Origin of the sequence: Shewanella sp. SM74 (assembly GCF_025653725.1) — a bacterium.
Lineage (GTDB): Bacteria > Pseudomonadota > Gammaproteobacteria > Enterobacterales > Shewanellaceae > Shewanella > Shewanella oncorhynchi.
This window is the reverse complement of sequence record NZ_JAKKRZ010000007.1, coordinates 65,478-82,094: the sequence shown is the minus strand read 5'-3', so window position 1 is coordinate 82,094 and position 16,617 is coordinate 65,478. Positions and strand designations below refer to the sequence as shown.

The following is a 16,617-nucleotide window of genomic DNA, read 5'->3' as shown; positions in this document are numbered from 1 at the left end:
GTGAATGGCAAGTTTTTTAAACTAGACATGAAGTGAAACTAACGATGAAGTGCTTAGTGTGAAGTGAAACTAACAGGCTTCGTCAAACTTAGCGTCGATTAAGGCACAAATGGCATCGAGAGCCGGCTCTGCATCTGGGCCTTCGGCGATAAGCTTAATGGTTTTACCCATGCCAGTTTCAAGCATCAGCAAGCCAAGCACACTGGCGGCCGATGCTTGTTTATCGCCTTGGATTAAGGTGATGGTCGCATCAAACTCGGAAGCCAGTACCACCAACTTAGTGGCGGCACGGGCATGTAAACCGAGCTTATTACAGATAGTTATCTGACGTTCAAGCTTTGGCATTGTTGAGCTCTCGATGACGGGCATACACTTTATGTTTACCGTTACTAAAGCGTTTTGCCAATTGCTCTGCGACGTAAACCGATCTGTGCTGTCCACCTGTGCAGCCAATGGCCACAGTTAAATAACTGCGATTGTTACGCTCGAGGTGTGGCAGCCAAGTCTCCAGTAAATTTTCGATTTGCCAGATGAACTTATTGACCAGTGGTTGGCGATTTAAGAACTCAGCTACGGGTTCATCTAAGCCAGTCAATGGCCGCAGCGCCAACTCCCAGTGGGGATTGGGCAGGAAGCGCACATCGAACATAAAGTCGGCTTCGGTGGGCATTCCGTGCTTAAAGCCAAAGGACTCGAAGTTGATCACGAGTTCTTTATCGACACTACCAAGGAGAATTTGTCTGACTTGGTCGCTTAAATCATAGATATTCAGATTCGACGTATCTATGTAGTGATCGACCAGTTTTGACATAGGCTCGAGCAGTTTCCCCTCCAGCTTTATCGCTTCTTGCAAAGAGACTCGGCTCTTCGACAAAGGATGTAAACGGCGGGTTTCGCTGTAACGCTTAAGCAGAATTTTATCGCTGGAGTTAAGGAAGAAGCTCGTTAACTCAGTATCTGGAGGTAGGCTAGCGAGTTGTTTCACTAAGACCTTATCCTGCTCAGGCATGTTACGCACGTCGACACTGATGGCGACGAGATCGTTACTGCCTTTGAGTTGCTCAAGCAAACTGCCAATCAATGGCAAGGGAAGGTTATCGACACAATAATAGCCGAGATCTTCGAGTACCCTAAGGGCGACAGATTTGCCTGAGCCTGAGCGGCCCGACACTATGACCAGTTTCATCCAGTGATTACCTGATAGAGTTCCGTTTCATCATGCGTCTTGCGTAATTGCTTTAATATTTGCTTGTCGCTCAGCTTTTCGGCCATGCAAGACAAGGTACTTAAGTGCTGCTGACATTGGTCTGCAGGCACCAGTAGTGCAAATAAAATATCAACAGGTTGCTTATCGATAGCATCAAATGCTATCGGCTCTTCACACTTAATTAGTATGGCAATGGGCTGATCTATATCGGCTAGTCGACCATGTGGAATGGCGATGCCGTTACCTATACCTGTGCTCCCCATCTTTTCGCGCGCCACTAGGCTTTCGAATATCTCTTGAGATGAGAGGGTCGGGTACTGGGCAGCGACTAAGTCGCTGATGAGTTCCAGTACCTTTTTCTTACTGCCCGGAGTGGCGCAGGTAGTGCACTCCGGCCGCAGTATGGTACAAAGTTCCATTATTAGTGTTTTGTTAACTTCTCTTTGTGTTTAATAACCTGACGGTCAAGCTTGTCAATCAGGGCGTCTATAGCGGCATACATGTCAGCATGCTCTGAAGTAGCAAAAACTTCACCACCTATGAGGTTTATTCTCGCTTCGGCAATCTGTTGCATTTTCTCAACATTGAGCACAACGTGCACATTATTGATCTGTTCGAAATGGCGTTCAAGTTTTGAAAACTTTTCTTCTACATATGCACGTAACGATTCGGTAATTTCGACATGGTGTCCACTTAGGTTTATTTGCATAGAAACGTCCTCCGATATCCACTGTAGGTTATAAACTTTTACGCTGATTAGAAGGTGGAATAAGCATAGCCTCTCGGTACTTCGCAATGGTTCTGCGGGCTACGTTGATCCCTTGTTCTGCCAGAAGCTGTGCCATCTTGCTATCGCTTAATGGTTTTTTCTGGTTTTCCGCTGCCACCAGTTTCTTTATAAAGGCTCTGATTGCTGTGGATGAGCACTCACCACCATCGTCAGTACCGACGTGGCTAGAGAAGAAGTATTTTAGTTCAAAAAGTCCCTTAGGGGTATGCATGTATTTTTGAGTTGTGACCCGTGAGATGGTGGACTCATGCATTTCTACCGCTTCGGCAATATCGTTAAGCACCATAGGCTTCATGGCTTCTTCACCATACTCAAAGAAACCTTGCTGATATTGCACTATGCAATTAGCAACTTTAAGCAAAGTATCGTTACGGCTTTCTAGGCTCTTAATAAACCATTTAGCCTCTTGCAGATGGCCGCGAATAAATTGGCTATCGGCTTGGTTTTTGGTACTGCGTGCCATAGAAGCATAATGTTGATTTACATTGATTTTTGGCATGCAGTCAGGATTTAGCTCAACGACCCAGCGGCCATTTTTCTTCGACACAGACACATCTGGGATAACGTATTCGTCATTATTGGGCGTGATCAACAAACCTGGGCGAGGATTGAGGGTTTGGATGAGTGCTATACCATCCCTTAATTCATCTTCTTTTAATTTAGTCTTACGCATCAACAACCTAAAGTCTCGGGCGGCGATCAGATCTAAATGATCTTTGATCAGCATACGGGCGTTTTCTAGGTTGGGAGTATCAGCGGCGAAATGCGACAGTTGGATCAGCAGGCATTCACTTAAATCGCGGGCGGCAACGCCTATGGGATCAAAATGCTGAATACGCTTGAGTACGGCTTCGACTTCGTCAAGCTCAACTTCAGGATTACCCATGGCTTCGAGAATTTCTTCAGTGCTTTGGGTGAGATAGCCCTGATCGTCGATGGCATCAATAATGGCGGTGGCAATGGCTAAATCGGTTTCAGAAAACGGCGTGAGGTTTTTTTGCCATTCTAAGTGTTCGTACAAACCTTCACTGGTCTCGCCTTGGAAGGGCATATCGTCTTCACGACTGCCGCCGGGGCCTGAGTTTGGGGAGGCGGTAAACACTTCATCCCATGTGGTGTCCATGGGGAGCTCATCGGGCATGGATTCTTTGGTTAGCGACTCTGCCGTATCTATGGTGGAGCTGTCTTTTTCTGGTGGCAGAGTGCTAGATTCACTGAAATCCGTATCGGATAGCGTTTGGTTTACAGGGGTTTTAGTGGCGTCGAATTGATCCTCTTCCAGCTCGAGAAGGGGATTAGAATCTAATGCTTGCTGGATCTCTTGCTGCAGTTCTAATGACGACAGTTGCAACAGACGTATAGCCTGTTGTAGTTGTGGCGTCATGGTTAACTGTTGACCCAGTTTGAGCTGGAGTGACGCTTTCATGTTACCGCTGATCCCTACGTTATTATTGTTGGATGAGGTCGCTTATTATTATCTTGAGTGAAGCCCAATGGCGGTATAAATTGCCTCCATTGGCTTCGCTCGATTAACTATAGCCTGAATTGTTCACCTAAGTACACAGCCCTAACTTGCTGATTGTCTAAGATCTCTGCTGGAGTTCCTTCGGCAATCAGGTTTCCGTGACTCACAATATAAGCATGTTCACATACATCTAATGTCTCGCGGACATTATGGTCTGTGATCAGTACGCCAAGGCCGCGACTTTTGAGTTGTTCGATAATCTTCTTGATGTCGATAACCGAAATAGGATCGACGCCGGCAAACGGTTCATCGAGCAAAATGAACTTAGGATTAGCGGCTAAAGCCCGCGCAATTTCGACGCGACGACGTTCGCCACCCGACAATGACATGCCTTGGCTGTCACGGATGTGGGTGATATGAAACTCTTCGAGCAGATGTTCTAGTTCTTCTTCTCGTTCTTCGTTTTTAAGTTCTTTACGAGTTTGCAGTACGGCCATGATGTTGTCATGAACAGTTAGCTTACGAAAGATACTGGCTTCTTGCGGTAAGTAACCTATGCCTTTGCGGGCACGCAGATGCATAGGATCTGCGGTTAAATCATCATCGTCGATAAAGATATGTCCCTTATCGCTCTTCACTAGCCCGACAACCATGTAAAAGGTCGTGGTTTTACCTGCACCGTTTGGACCGAGTAGGCCAACGACTTGACCGGTTTTTACCGTCAGACTGACGTCTTTAACCACTTGGCGACTCTTGTAACTTTTCGCCAGATTTTGTGCTCTTAAGGTGATTTGGGTCATTTAGAGTCCTGCTTTTTTACAGGTTTATCCGCCGGAGCGTCTGATTTAGCATCATCTTGATAGTTTTCAGGCTGAATAATAGTGATTACGCGATCGTCACCACTGCCAGTACTCTCGGCCATCAATTTCTGTTGAATCATGTTATAGCGGATTAAATTGCCTGTAACTTGGCTACCTGCTTGATCTAATGACGCCATACCTTTCAGAGTTAAGGTGCGGCTTGCCATATCGTAACGAATTTCTTTCGCGCTAGCCGATGCAGGACGGCCATCGTCTAATATCTGGCTATACGTAGCAGGGTTGCCTGTGGCGACTAAAGTTTTGCTATTTTCACCTTCAGCGGAAAATGCACGCAGTTCATTTGCTTGGATTTTTATTGAGCCTTGGGTAACTTCCACCGGACCAAAGAAGATAATCTGGTTGTTTTTGATATCCGCAGTTTGGCTCACAGCTTTAATTTTGACTTCTTGCTTTAAGTCGCCCACTTTCGCGAAAGCACTCATGCTCATAATTAGCATTAGGCTGGCAAGTAATACGTTATTTTGCTTCATATGTTCCTACTACCTGACTGGTCAATTGCACTTCTTGCGCGTTGAGGTCGGCATAAAGGCCTTGGCCTTGAATATTAAAATCTTTCCCTGTGACGTAAATGGTACGGTCAGAGGTCATTATCATAGTGTTGAGATCGAGTTCCAGATAACTGGTGGACAAGGTCTGAATCGGTTCTTCTGGGCTAATGGCATCGATAATAACATTATTTTCTAATACAACCTTGCCAGTTTCCTTGTTTAGCTTGCCCTGATCTGCCCTGAGCTGCCATTGTGCTTTACCTTGGTCTGGATAAACAAGATAAACAGGTTGAGTAAAGAAAGTTTGATTCGTTGAATCATAATGTTCCATGTGTTTCGCCGTCACACGGCTATTCACTAGTCCTTGCTCATTGAACTCAACACTGCGCAGATCTTCAACGATGAAATCTGGGGTATTTTGATCTTTTACTCTGTTATCGGAATCACCGCTGTGTTTGTTCTGGACCTGCCAGTAAAGCGCTAGTGCAGTTCCAAAAAAAGCGATAATTGCGAGTGTCACACGACTCATATACTCATTCCATGGGCCGAAGTGAATTTATTTTGACTTAGGAGTAACAGATCTGTGAGTTCACGCAGTGCACCGTGGCCACCATTGAGCGTAGTCACAAAATGGGCGTGTTGGCGTACATAGGGGTGGCCGTCAGCAACACTGACCGCTAAACCGACGACATTCATCACGGGGAGATCGACAATATCATCACCGATATAAGCCACTTCTTCTGGGGTGACACCATAAAGTGCGAGCAATGCTTCATAGGGCTCGAACTTATTGTCTACGCCTTGGTAAATATGGGTAACACCAAGGGCTGTCATACGGTTTTCAACGATTTTGGATTGACGCCCTGTGATCACGGCGAGGTTGAAACCGCTGGTGAGGAGTGAGCGCACGCCATAACCGTCACGGGTATGGAAGGCTTTGAGCTCTTCGCCGCTATTGCTCAAGTAAATACGGCCGTCGGAAAACACCCCATCGACGTCACAAATCAACAGTTTAATCTTTTGCGCGCGTTGCCACACATCATCACTGATTGGGCCGTAAAATCCTTGCTGTGGCATTAAATGACTCCTGCTTTAACCATGTCTAGCATGTTAAGAGCGCCGATAGGATGGCGGTCTTTATCAATAACAATTAATCCGTTGATGTTTTTTGAGTCCATCACTTGCAGTGCTTGGGCGGCCAACACATTATCCGTGATCGTGACGCAGTTACGTGTCATCACATCGGCAATGGGCGTCGTGCGTAAATTCACTTCGGCATCAATAACGCGGCGTAAATCACCGTCGGTGAAGATACCAACCAGCTTGCGCTGATCATCAATAATCGCCGTCATGCCTAAGCCTTTCTTGGAGATTTCGTACAGAGCTTCTGTGATGCAAATATCGTGGTTAACGAGCGGTAAGTCATCACCGCTGTGCATGACATCGCAGACTTTTAACAATAACTTGCGTCCTAAAGCACCGCCAGGATGGGACATTGCAAAGTCATCACGGGTAAAGCCTTTAGCTTGTAGTAGCGCAATGGCAATCGCATCGCCCATCACTAAGGTCGCGGTAGTGCTCGACGTTGGAGCAAGTCCAAGTGGGCAAGCCTCTTCTGGGACTTCAATACATAAATGTACTTTAGATAATCGCGCCATATTCGATTCGGGTTTACCTGTTACCGCGATAACGGGCACGCCCATACGTTGGATGACCGGCATTAAGGTGAGGATTTCGCTCGACTCACCGGAATTTGAAATCGCTAAAATCACATCGTTATCGGCCAATACACCCAGATCGCCGTGGCTGGCTTCACCCGGATGCACAAAAAATGCGGGCGTTCCTGTGCTGGCGAGGGTGGCTGAAATCTTATTGCCGATATGGCCCGATTTGCCCATTCCCATGACAATCACTTTGCCTGTGCAGTTGAGGATCAACTCGCAAGCTGCTGCAAATTCAGCCGAATCAACATATTGATAAAGATTGTCTAGGGCTGACTTTTCAATGTCGATAACTTTACAACCCCATTGGCGCAGTTGTGATTTGTCTACCATGTCTATCTCTCTTTTTGCATTGTCTTTGTCGCCCCATTGATGGGATTGGAATAGCACAATTTGGTACGCGATAAAGATGATATGTAATAGGCTTTCTGCCAAGTATTAGTTTGTTTTCAGACAATTTAGCTTATGTCTTGCTGTGGTTAATTACCGAAAACAGCAAAACAATTGCGGCAGGCTAGAGCGATTGATCCGACTCGTCAAGTTCAGCTGCGTTAGCTATTCACGCACAATAACGTGTTTAGCGGCAGAAGGTCTTGAGCAATATCATCGTCTTTGTCGTTTATTTCAATGGATTTATTCCATATCGCAGCGGGTATTACCCTATGGGATGCCTCTATTGCGCAATTGCGTATCGACTCTCCCCGATAAAAGTGGGCAAAGAGTGAGCTAAGTGCGAACGAATTAGCCAATACTGCCAATTCTGCAACCAGGTTGAAAACATTAAGTAACATTTTACCTGTGCAGAGTGAAAACTTAGGGCGCATTTTCGCTGTAAATGAGGCAAATTGAAAGTATCGCAGGGCGATAGTGTCGATTCGGTTGTAGGTTAAAGCGCAATTACGTACAATTTGCGGCTCTTCGATTGGTCAGTCTCGGAAGACTAGGATCACCTCATTTGCAAATGTCGGAATCAAGCATGACTCAAGAACAAACGCCGTTGGTTGAGATCCGTAATTTGGGGTTTAGCCGCGGTCAGCGTGTGATATATGAAGATATTAGCCTGTCCATTCCAAGGGGCAAGGTGACGGCGATCATGGGGCCGAGCGGCATAGGCAAAACGACCCTGTTGAAATTGATTGGCGGCCAATTAACGCCTGACCATGGACAAGTGTTATTCGACGGTCACGATATCCATGGCGTGAGTCGTAATGAATTATTTAGTCTGCGTAAGCGGATGAGCATGCTGTTTCAAAGTGGCGCGCTGTTTACCGACATTAATGTGTTCGATAACGTGGCGTTTGCACTGCGTGAACATTCTGGACTGCCTGAAGACATTATTCGCACTATCGTGCTGATGAAGCTTGAAGCCGTAGGTTTACGTGGTGCCGCTCAGATGATGCCAAGCGAGTTGTCCGGTGGTATGCAACGCCGCGCCGCATTGGCTAGAGCCATAGCGCTTGAACCTGAAATGGTGATGTACGATGAGCCTTTTGCAGGGCAAGACCCAATATCGATGGGCGTGTTAGTAAAGCTTATTCGTGAGTTATCCGATGCGCTGAATCTGACTTCAATTGTAGTGTCCCACGATGTGGATGAAGTGCTTGGCATTGCCGATTATGTATATGTGGTGGCTGACAAAAAAGTCATCGCCCACGGTACCCCTGAAGAATTAAAGTACGCTGATAATCCGCAGCTGAAACAGTTTATTCAAGGTGCTCCGGACGGCCCTGTGCCGTTCCATTATCCGGCAAATGATTACCAGCAAGAATTAATGGCAAAAGGAGTTGGCAAGTGAAGTTAATCGACAGTATTGCCGACTTAGGCCGCAGCGCGATTGAGCTAGTGCTCGGTTTTGGCCGTGCAGGCCTTATGCTGTGGGGTGCGATTTTTCGCTGGCCACGCGTGCGTAAAGGTTTTCCATTATTAGTGCGCCAGATTTATGTGGTCGGTGTGCAATCCATGGTGATTATTTTAGTCTCAGGACTCTTTATCGGCATGGTGCTCGCACTGCAAGGCTATAACATCTTAGTTGGTTTTGGCACCGAAGAAAGCTTAGGTCCTATGGTGGCGCTCAGTTTACTGCGTGAGTTAGGGCCAGTTGTTACCGCGTTATTGTTTGCGGGACGGGCGGGTTCAGCATTAACCGCTGAAATTGGTTTAATGAAAAGCACTGAGCAGCTTTCCAGTTTAGAAATGATGGCGATTGACCCATTAAGGCAGATTATTGCACCGCGCTTTTGGGCTGGAGTGATCAGTATGCCATTGCTGGCGTTGATGTTTACCGCTGTAGGTATTTATGGCGGGCACCTTGTTGGCGTGGAATGGAAAGGGATCGACAGTGGTGCGTTTTGGTCGATTCTGCAGGCGTCTGTCGAATGGCGTCAGGACATAGTTAACTGCTTGATCAAAAGTGGTGTGTTTGCCGTAGTGGTCACTTGGATTGCGTTATATCGCGGTTATCAAGTGATCCCAAATCCGGAAGGCATCAGCCGTGCAACGACCCAGACTGTCGTTCAGTCGAGCCTCGCTGTATTGGCATTGGATTTTTTACTGACAGCCCTGATGTTTGGCCGCTAACGGAACACTGCGGATTTCGACACAGGTTAGATGGATTAACAGAGTGGTAGCTGAACATGTTGACACGAAAAATTGAATTATTAGTGGGTGTGTTTCTTTTAACAGGATTGGCCGCTTTTTTGGTCTTAGTCTTTAACGTCGCCAATATTGAAGTGAAAAGCAGCGATAGCACTTATACCATACAAGCCAATTTTACCAACATTGGTGGTTTGAAGGTGCGTTCGCCAGTCAAGGTTGGCGGTGTTGTCGTTGGCCGAGTGAGCAGCATAGATTTAGACCCAGTTAAGTTAGTGGCTGTGGTCACATTAGTGATGGACAAGCGTTACGATAAATTCCCTGAAACCAGTAGTTTAGCCATTTTGACTTCGGGTTTGTTGGGCGAACAATTCTTAGGGTTAACACCGGGTTTTGTCGACGATGATGTCAGTATGCTGAAAGATGGCGATAAGATTGACGACACTCGTTCGGCATTAGTGTTGGAGGAGCTGATTGGTCAGTTCTTATATAGTATGGGTTCGAAGGATAAATAGGGGTTACCGCTATGTTTAAAAACTTATCTCGTTTTTTATTGCCGTTAGTGATGGTTTTAGGGGCAACGAGCGCAGTTGCCGCTGATGTGGTTGTCGATACGACAGATCCGTATGCCATGGTGAAAGCCGTTGCCAATAAAACCTTCGATCGTTTTCACAAAGATAAAGCATTAATCGACGCAAATTCAGACCATTTAAAGGTGATTGTTCGTGAAGAACTCATGCCTTATGTCGATTATAAATACGCTTCTTATAAGGTATTAGGCCAATATCTTAAGGATTCAACCGAAGAGCAACGCAATCGTTTCGTCAATGCTTTTGAAGGTTATTTAATCTCTACTTATGCCCAAGCCTTTACTGAATATACTAATCAAAAAGTGGAATTCTCACCTGGGATTGATTTCAGCAAAGAGAAAATGGTCGATGTAAACGTGCAGATCATCGAAGCCGGTCGCCCACCGATTAAACTATTGTTTAAGGCGCGCCGTTTAAAGGATGACTCATGGAAGGCATTTGATTTAGTTGCCGAAGGTGTGAGCTTACTGTCTTCTAAGCAGTCGGAAATCTCTAATCTAATTCGCCAACAGGGTATCGATCCCGTGATTAAGATGCTCGAAGATCGCACTAAAGAGAAAGTGGTCATGAAGGCTAAGTCTGGGAAGTCACAGTCGTGATTGAATTTGTGCAACAGGGGACAGTTTGTCATCTTAAAGGGCGCATAACCCAAGCCGATGTCATTACACTTTGGCCACAGCGGCAACAACTGCTAAATGAGTCAACCCAGATATTGTCTCTGTCTGGGCTCGAATACAGTGATAGCGCTGGCATGGCATTTTTGCTGGCGTTAGTGCGTGAACATCGCAGCCAACTTGTATTGAGTTCTGCTTCACCACAACTTAAAAAACTAATTGATTTATATGATTTAGATGCCTTCTTTACCGAAGAAGCGCATTGAGAATAGGGTAATAGATTTCATGGAATGCAGCTTAATTGAACAGATTTTACGTGATGCGTTAGGGCTTGAAGAAGTTCACGCTAGCTCGGATGGTAGCCATTATAAAGTGATCGCCGTAGGTGAATGCTTCGATGGTATGAGCCGAGTCAAACAGCAACAAGCCATTTATGCACCGTTGACGGCACACATTGCCAGCGGTGAATTACATGCATTAACGATCAAAACTTTCACGCCGACTCAATGGAAACGCGAAAAAGTTTTCAACATGCCTAGCTAGTGAGGAAAAGTGGATAAACTAACAATTCAGGCAAGTCCCCCGCTTGCCGGTGATGTGATTATTTCGGGTGCTAAAAATGCAGCTTTGCCTATTCTGATGGCGGGTGTATTGGCTGAAACCGATTTTGTGGTTTCTAACGTACCCAATCTGCGTGATGTGAGTACGAGCTGTAAGTTATTACGCTGTCTCGGCGCTGAAGTGACTGAACTCGGTGACGGACAGATCCGCATTTCTACCACTAATCTGAATGAGTTTTGCGCTCCCTATGATCTAGTGAAAACCATGCGTGCTTCTATCTTGATCTTAGGGCCGTTATTGGCTCGTTATGGTACGGCTGACGTGTCATTGCCTGGCGGCTGTGCCATTGGCGCAAGACCAGTGAACTTGCACTTACATGGCCTCGAAATGATGGGCGCCAAGATTGAAGTGAAAGAAGGTTATATCAAGGCCCGTGTTGATGGTCGTCTTAAAGGCGCACATATCTTTATGGACATGGTGAGTGTTGGAGCCACCGAAAACTTACTGATGGCCGCAGCATTAGCCGATGGCGAAACCGTGATTGAAAACGCGGCACGCGAACCTGAAGTGATCGATCTCGCTAATTGCTTAATTGCTATGGGTGCAAAAATCACTGGTGTAGGCAGTGCGACACTGCGTATTCAAGGGGTTGAGCGTTTACAGGGCTGTAATTACCGCGTGATGCCAGATCGTATTGAAACCGGTTCCTTCCTCGTTGCTGCCGCGGTGACCCGTGGCCGTATTCGTTGTTTAAAAGCCGATCCTGCTTCACTTGAGTCGGTTATCGCAAAACTTGAAGATGCAGGCGCGACGATTACTACCGGCGAAGATTGGATTGAGCTCGATATGCAGGGTAAACGTCCGAAGGCGGTGAATATTAAGACGGCACCTTATCCTGGTTTCCCAACCGATATGCAGGCGCAGTTTTGTGTACTCAATGCCTTAGCGCAAGGCACGGCAACCATAACTGAGACTATCTTCGAAAATCGTTTTATGCATGTGCCCGAACTTATCCGTATGGGCGCTACCATGGAGCTTGAAGGTAATACCTGCATCATTCAAGGGATTGAATCTTTAAGTGGTGCTCAGGTAATGGCGACGGATTTACGTGCGTCAGCGAGTCTAGTGATTGCGGGCTTAGTGGCCGATGGTAAGACGATTGTCGATCGTATCTATCACTTAGATCGTGGCTATGAGCATATTGAGAATAAGTTTCAAGGTTTAGGCGCACAGGTTGTGCGTATTCAGTGATCTGTTACTGACTTAAGCTAATTTTGAATCATTAAAAAACCAGCTTAAAGCTGGTTTTTTTGTTTTCTGCATTTGAGCTCGTAATACTGAGTGACACTCTAGTTATCGATCACAACCTTCTCATCGATAATCACAGGTAACTCTTGTTGTTTACCTTGGCGTATCACAGTCATCATCACTTTTTTACCCGGTGTGGTTTCAGCTATGCGGTCCATTAGCATTTCAACGCCTGGCACATCTTCACCATCGTATTTAATAATCACATCCCTTGGCATTAGCAGGGCACGGGCCGCAGGGCCATTAGGATCGACACCCGTAACGAGCACACCTTTTAGATCGGGTAGATTAAGGATTTGTGCCACTACAGGGTTAATCGGCTCGCCAGAAATTCCTAAGGCACCACGGATCACGCGACCATTTTTAATCAACTTACCCATGATGCTGTGGGCTAATTTAATCGGGATAGCGAAGTTAATCCCGTGGCCGCCGCCTTCTTCACCCACTTGGAATGCTGCGGTATTGATACCGATAAGGCTGCCGTTAGTGTCAATGAGTGCGCCACCCGAGTTACCCGCATTAATCGCTGCATCGGTTTGTAGGAAGTCTAAGTAACCTGAACTTAAGCCGTTACGCCCCGTGGCACTGATGATGCCTTGGGTAATGGTCTGGCCTAAATTGTAGGGATTACCAATAGCGAGTACGACATCACCGACTTGAGGCGGACTGTCGAGATTAACGGGGACAATCGGTAAGTTATCGCCTTCAATTTTAAGTACCGATAAATCGGTTTCAGGATCGAAGCCAACCACTTCAGAGGTAAATTTGCGTCCATCTTGCAGGGCGACAACAATCTCATCGGCTTTCTTAATGACATGATAATTAGTGAGAATATAACCTTCTTTACTCATTATCACCCCAGAACCTAGACCTTGAAGTGAGCCTGAATTAAGCGGGCGGTTCTGATCTATGCTGAGGCTATAAATATTCACAACCGCAGGAGCTGCACGGCGTACCGCCTTGGCAAAGGATAGCTCGACTGTGTTGTTGGCACGGGTTTGTAGCAGACTACTACCGAGGGATTGGTTATCGATATAACGTGTCACCAATAAAAACATGGCCGCCATGATAAGGCCGAAAAGGGTGGCTTTACCGAGATATAACAGAGTGTCTTTTATAGTCATGGCAGGATGGATCTAGAAAAAGGTGAGTTAGATTAACATGTTTAATCGATGTAAGCATAGGGAACCTAAGCTCCCTATGCTCATCTATGGCAGAAAAAATGGCCTATTTTGTCGATTAACGTAGGACTAAATACAACATGCTCTTATCACGCATTATCTTCAGTGCCACGGCACCTTCTTGATCTTTAAGTTGTGCTTTAAGTGTCTTAAGATCTTTAATCGCAGTACGGTTAATACCGACAATCACATCTCCTTTTTGTAAGCCACTCATGGCCGCGGGTGAGCCTTGTGCGACATCGGTAATTTCAATGCCCTTAGATGAGTTTTCTAAGGACGCGCCTTGCAGCATAGGATGCACGGCACCAGCCGCTGTTTCACTGGTTTGGCTCGCTTCACCTAAGGTCACTTTAACTGTTTTCTTATCACCGTCACGGATGAGTCCTAACTCAACGTTAGCACCTGCACCCATAGTGGCGACTTTAGCCCGCAGTTCTTGGAATGACTTAATACCACGGCCATCAACGCTGATGATAATATCACCTGCTTTTATACCGGCCTTCTCTGCGGCACTGCCCTTGGCTACTTCATTCACGAAGCCGCCGTGTTGAGTGTCTAAACCGAAACCTTGGGCGAGTTGGCTATCGAGATCACGTCCCGAAATACCTAATACACCGCGGCGTACTTCTCCGTGTTCGGCAATTTGTGCCACGAGGTTTTTCACCATATTAGCAGGGATGGCAAAGCCAATACCGACGTTACCGCCGCCCGGTGCTACGATTGCGGTGTTAATCCCAATTAACTCGCCGTTAAGATTGACGAGTGCGCCACCCGAGTTACCACTGTTAATCGCGGCATCGGTTTGAATAAAGTTTTCCAGCATTTCAATGCCTAAGCCGCTACGGCCTAAAGCACTAACAATGCCCGAGGTGACGGTTTGACCTAAACCGAAGGGATTACCAATGGCAACGGCAAAGTCACCTACGCGTAAATCATCGGAATCAGAGGATTTGATTGCGATGAGATTTTTCGCTTCAATTTGCAATAATGCGATATCTGACTCTGAGTCAGTACCAATCAGTTTTGCTTTTACTTCACGGCCACCGTGAAGACCAACTTGAATATCATCAGCACCGTCAATCACATGGTTGTTCGTGACGATATAGCCTTTTTCTGCGTCAATAATGACGCCTGAGCCTAAGCCTCTAAAAGGACGCTCTTGCACTTGCTCTTGTGGTGCATTAGGGCCGAAAAAGTAACGGAAAACATCAGGTACTCTTTGCTTAGAAACATGAGTCCCCGTTACCGCTACTGATACGACTGCGGGCGTCGTACGCTCAAGCATAGGCGCAAGACTTGGAATGGATTGTCCCTCAACCGTCTGTGGAATGGCGGCCTGTGAGACGACAGGCATTATAGTCAGGGTCGCGGCTAACATTGCGGCTGAAAGTACAGATAATTTTGTTTTCATCTATTCATAACTCCAAATAAGGGTTGAAAGATCTGGATGTAATGCATCAGCAATCGTGCGAGTGCCAGATCAAATCTGTATCGGTACCGGCTATTTGCCTAGGTAATCACTCTGACTCGCACCTTATTGAAAAAGTTCATTATATTAATAAATGTTAATTTTTTTAGCCTATTTTTTCGGCTGTTTCATACTTGTTTCTGAACATAAATCTGTGGGCGATATTAGGATTTTTCAAGCCCTAATATAAGCAGATTTTGCCGATTAAAATGACCTATAGCATAGAGGCTTATTAGACGTTTGTATGCAGTTTAGCGTTAAGGTAAAAGTCGTATTCTGCATTAATATATCCTGCGTCATATTGGCCGTGCTAATATCGTCACAGTTTTAATAAAGGACATAAGAGAATTTAAACGTGCCTCAGTTAAGCCCTTGGCAGCATTATCAAAAAGATCTTACTCGTGATGGTTTTTCCCATGATCCGGCTCAAGAAATTGCCGTTAAGGCGTTACAACGCGTCTATGAAGACTTAACTACGGCAGAAGAGCCGAGTTCTATTGTGGGGAAATTGTTTAGCGCATTAGGCTTAACATCGGCACCAGCATCACCTAAAGGCCTGTATCTTTGGGGCGGAGTAGGACGCGGTAAAACTTACCTGATGGATACTTTTTTTGATGCCTTGCCTGGTGAACAAAAATTGCGGGCTCACTTCCATCGCTTTATGCATCAATTGCATTTAGATTTGGACGAGTTAAAAGGCGTTCGCGATCCTTTGTTGGTGATTGCGAAAAAGATGGCTGCAAAATATCGCGTTATCTGTTTCGATGAATTCTTTGTCTCTGATATTACCGATGCCATGCTATTAGGTACGCTGTTTCAAGCGTTATTTAAAGAAGGCGTTGTACTGGTTGCAACTTCGAATATTATCCCCGACGACTTATATAAAAATGGCTTACAGCGCGCACGTTTCTTACCTGCGATAGCCTTAATTAATCAACATTGTGAAGTACTCAATGTGGATTCTGGCATTGACTATCGATTGCGTACCCTTGAGCAAGCAGAGATTTATCATCATCCGTTAGATGCACAAGCTGATGCCAATCTGATACGTTATTTTAGTCAGTTAGCGCCTGAGTCTGAGGTGCTTACTGGTGACATCGAAATAGAAGGCCGCAGTATTAGTATTCGACAGCAGGCGCAGGGCGTATTGTTGGCCGATTTTAGAGCGCTCTGTGATGGTCCACGAAGCCAGCGTGATTACATGGAACTTGCGCGGATTTATCACACTGTCCTCGTGAGTGGCATAGAACAAATGGGCGCCTTTTTGACAGGCGATGACATCGCAAGACGTTTTTTAGCTATGGTCGACGAATTTTACGAGCGCAATGTAAAGCTGATTGTATCGGCTCAAGTGCCACTCGAAGATATTTATGCCGATGGTTTGCTTAACTTCGAATTTAGGCGTTGCCGTTCACGCTTAATTGAGATGCAATCCCACGATTATTTAAAAACCGAACACCTGCCGTAACCCAGTAGTGTAAGAGTTTTGCATTAGCTGCAGCCTTAAATCACCAGAGGCTTGTTAATCCTTAGGATGACAAGTCCGATTGGTCGATATTTTATAATTTTTATCAAAATATCAGGTGATTTTTAACTCAGCTTTGTCTATACTCCGCCACCTGCCCACGTTACTCCGCCAATTGGGCGGAAGTTGTAAGCCGAAGTCGGTGCTCGAAGGGGTACTAAAAGGCAATTTTGTGTTGTTTGCAAATGCAGACAGCATGTGAGACAGAAAATTAACTTTGGGTTTT

General features: G+C 45.9%; 20 protein-coding genes. 8 read left to right on the top strand and 12 right to left on the bottom strand.

Annotated elements, in window-relative coordinates:
- Positions 1–69 precede the first annotated feature (69 nt).
- The 10 genes from L5M49_RS09355 to L5M49_RS09310 all read right to left on the bottom strand — a co-directional run bounded on the left by L5M49_RS09355 (position 70) and on the right by L5M49_RS09310 (position 6,885).
- The gene (locus tag L5M49_RS09355) at positions 70–345 is read right to left on the bottom strand and encodes an HPr family phosphocarrier protein (protein WP_006083073.1); all 276 of its coding nucleotides are present in this window, start codon (positions 343–345) and stop codon (positions 70–72) included.
- Positions 332–1,186 carry an RNase adapter RapZ gene (gene rapZ / locus L5M49_RS09350; RefSeq protein WP_105251390.1) on the bottom strand — a complete coding sequence of 285 codons (855 nt, stop codon included), beginning with the start codon at positions 1,184–1,186 and terminating at the stop codon, positions 332–334. The genes L5M49_RS09355 and rapZ overlap by 14 nt, the downstream gene beginning before the upstream one ends.
- Complete coding sequence (gene ptsN, locus L5M49_RS09345) at positions 1,183–1,626, bottom strand: PTS IIA-like nitrogen regulatory protein PtsN (RefSeq protein ID WP_006083071.1); 444 nt, start codon at positions 1,624–1,626, stop codon at positions 1,183–1,185. The genes rapZ and ptsN overlap by 4 nt, the downstream gene beginning before the upstream one ends.
- 2 nt (positions 1,627–1,628) lie before the next feature.
- Positions 1,629–1,916, bottom strand: a complete 288-nt coding sequence (hpf, locus tag L5M49_RS09340) for a ribosome hibernation promoting factor (protein WP_006083070.1) — start codon at positions 1,914–1,916, stop codon at positions 1,629–1,631.
- A gap of 28 nt (positions 1,917–1,944) precedes the next feature.
- Positions 1,945–3,423, bottom strand: a complete 1,479-nt coding sequence (locus L5M49_RS09335) for an RNA polymerase factor sigma-54 (protein WP_105251391.1) — start codon at positions 3,421–3,423, stop codon at positions 1,945–1,947.
- Positions 3,424–3,530: 107 nt separating this feature from the next.
- Positions 3,531–4,262 (bottom strand): LPS export ABC transporter ATP-binding protein, encoded by a 732-nt coding sequence (lptB, locus tag L5M49_RS09330; RefSeq protein WP_105251392.1) that lies wholly within the window; start codon positions 4,260–4,262, stop codon positions 3,531–3,533.
- Positions 4,259–4,813 (bottom strand): lipopolysaccharide transport periplasmic protein LptA, encoded by a 555-nt coding sequence (gene lptA, locus L5M49_RS09325; protein ID WP_105251393.1) that lies wholly within the window; start codon positions 4,811–4,813, stop codon positions 4,259–4,261. Before lptA ends, lptB begins: the two co-directional genes overlap by 4 nt.
- Positions 4,800–5,360: an LPS export ABC transporter periplasmic protein LptC gene (gene lptC / locus L5M49_RS09320; protein WP_105251394.1), complete on the bottom strand. Its 561-nt coding sequence runs from the start codon at positions 5,358–5,360 to the stop codon at positions 4,800–4,802. Before lptC ends, lptA begins: the two co-directional genes overlap by 14 nt.
- The gene (gene kdsC, locus L5M49_RS09315; protein WP_028759542.1) at positions 5,357–5,908 is read right to left on the bottom strand and encodes a 3-deoxy-manno-octulosonate-8-phosphatase KdsC; all 552 of its coding nucleotides are present in this window, start codon (positions 5,906–5,908) and stop codon (positions 5,357–5,359) included. Before kdsC ends, lptC begins: the two co-directional genes overlap by 4 nt.
- Positions 5,908–6,885, bottom strand: coding sequence for a KpsF/GutQ family sugar-phosphate isomerase (locus L5M49_RS09310; RefSeq protein WP_173246895.1), 978 nt, complete (start codon positions 6,883–6,885; stop codon positions 5,908–5,910). Before L5M49_RS09310 ends, kdsC begins: the two co-directional genes overlap by 1 nt.
- Before the next feature lie 643 nt (positions 6,886–7,528).
- Between L5M49_RS09310 and mlaF the strand changes: the two genes are divergently transcribed.
- From mlaF to murA, 7 genes are read left to right on the top strand one after another with little or no spacing between them, the layout of a single operon-like run.
- On the top strand, positions 7,529–8,347 hold the full coding sequence (gene mlaF, locus L5M49_RS09305; RefSeq protein WP_063882287.1) for a phospholipid ABC transporter ATP-binding protein MlaF: 819 nt from the start codon (positions 7,529–7,531) through the stop codon (positions 8,345–8,347).
- Positions 8,344–9,129, top strand: a complete 786-nt coding sequence (gene mlaE, locus L5M49_RS09300; protein ID WP_105251396.1) for a lipid asymmetry maintenance ABC transporter permease subunit MlaE — start codon at positions 8,344–8,346, stop codon at positions 9,127–9,129. The genes mlaF and mlaE overlap by 4 nt, the downstream gene beginning before the upstream one ends.
- A 56-nt stretch (positions 9,130–9,185) precedes the next feature.
- Entirely contained in the window at positions 9,186–9,659 is a 474-nt protein-coding gene (gene mlaD, locus L5M49_RS09295) for an outer membrane lipid asymmetry maintenance protein MlaD (RefSeq protein ID WP_028759401.1), read from the top strand.
- Positions 9,660–9,670: 11 nt separating this feature from the next.
- Positions 9,671–10,333 (top strand): phospholipid-binding protein MlaC, encoded by a 663-nt coding sequence (locus L5M49_RS09290; RefSeq protein ID WP_105251397.1) that lies wholly within the window; start codon positions 9,671–9,673, stop codon positions 10,331–10,333.
- Positions 10,330–10,614: a lipid asymmetry maintenance protein MlaB gene (locus L5M49_RS09285; protein ID WP_105251398.1), complete on the top strand. Its 285-nt coding sequence runs from the start codon at positions 10,330–10,332 to the stop codon at positions 10,612–10,614. Before L5M49_RS09290 ends, L5M49_RS09285 begins: the two co-directional genes overlap by 4 nt.
- A 19-nt stretch (positions 10,615–10,633) precedes the next feature.
- Complete coding sequence (locus L5M49_RS09280) at positions 10,634–10,891, top strand: BolA family protein (RefSeq protein WP_006086065.1); 258 nt, start codon at positions 10,634–10,636, stop codon at positions 10,889–10,891.
- A gap of 9 nt (positions 10,892–10,900) precedes the next feature.
- Positions 10,901–12,160 (top strand): UDP-N-acetylglucosamine 1-carboxyvinyltransferase, encoded by a 1,260-nt coding sequence (gene murA, locus L5M49_RS09275; RefSeq protein WP_105251399.1) that lies wholly within the window; start codon positions 10,901–10,903, stop codon positions 12,158–12,160.
- A gap of 98 nt (positions 12,161–12,258) precedes the next feature.
- Here the strand turns inward: murA and degS are convergent, their stop codons facing one another.
- Positions 12,259–13,341, bottom strand: coding sequence for an outer membrane-stress sensor serine endopeptidase DegS (gene degS / locus L5M49_RS09270; protein WP_263146696.1), 1,083 nt, complete (start codon positions 13,339–13,341; stop codon positions 12,259–12,261).
- Between the two features lie 115 nt (positions 13,342–13,456).
- Positions 13,457–14,809 carry a Do family serine endopeptidase DegQ gene (gene degQ / locus L5M49_RS09265; RefSeq protein ID WP_263265910.1) on the bottom strand — a complete coding sequence of 451 codons (1,353 nt, stop codon included), beginning with the start codon at positions 14,807–14,809 and terminating at the stop codon, positions 13,457–13,459.
- A 412-nt stretch (positions 14,810–15,221) separates the two neighbouring features.
- Here degQ and zapE point away from each other — a divergent pair, with 412 nt between their 5' ends.
- Positions 15,222–16,334 carry a cell division protein ZapE gene (gene zapE / locus L5M49_RS09260; RefSeq protein ID WP_263146699.1) on the top strand — a complete coding sequence of 371 codons (1,113 nt, stop codon included), beginning with the start codon at positions 15,222–15,224 and terminating at the stop codon, positions 16,332–16,334.
- Positions 16,335–16,617 lie beyond the last annotated feature (283 nt).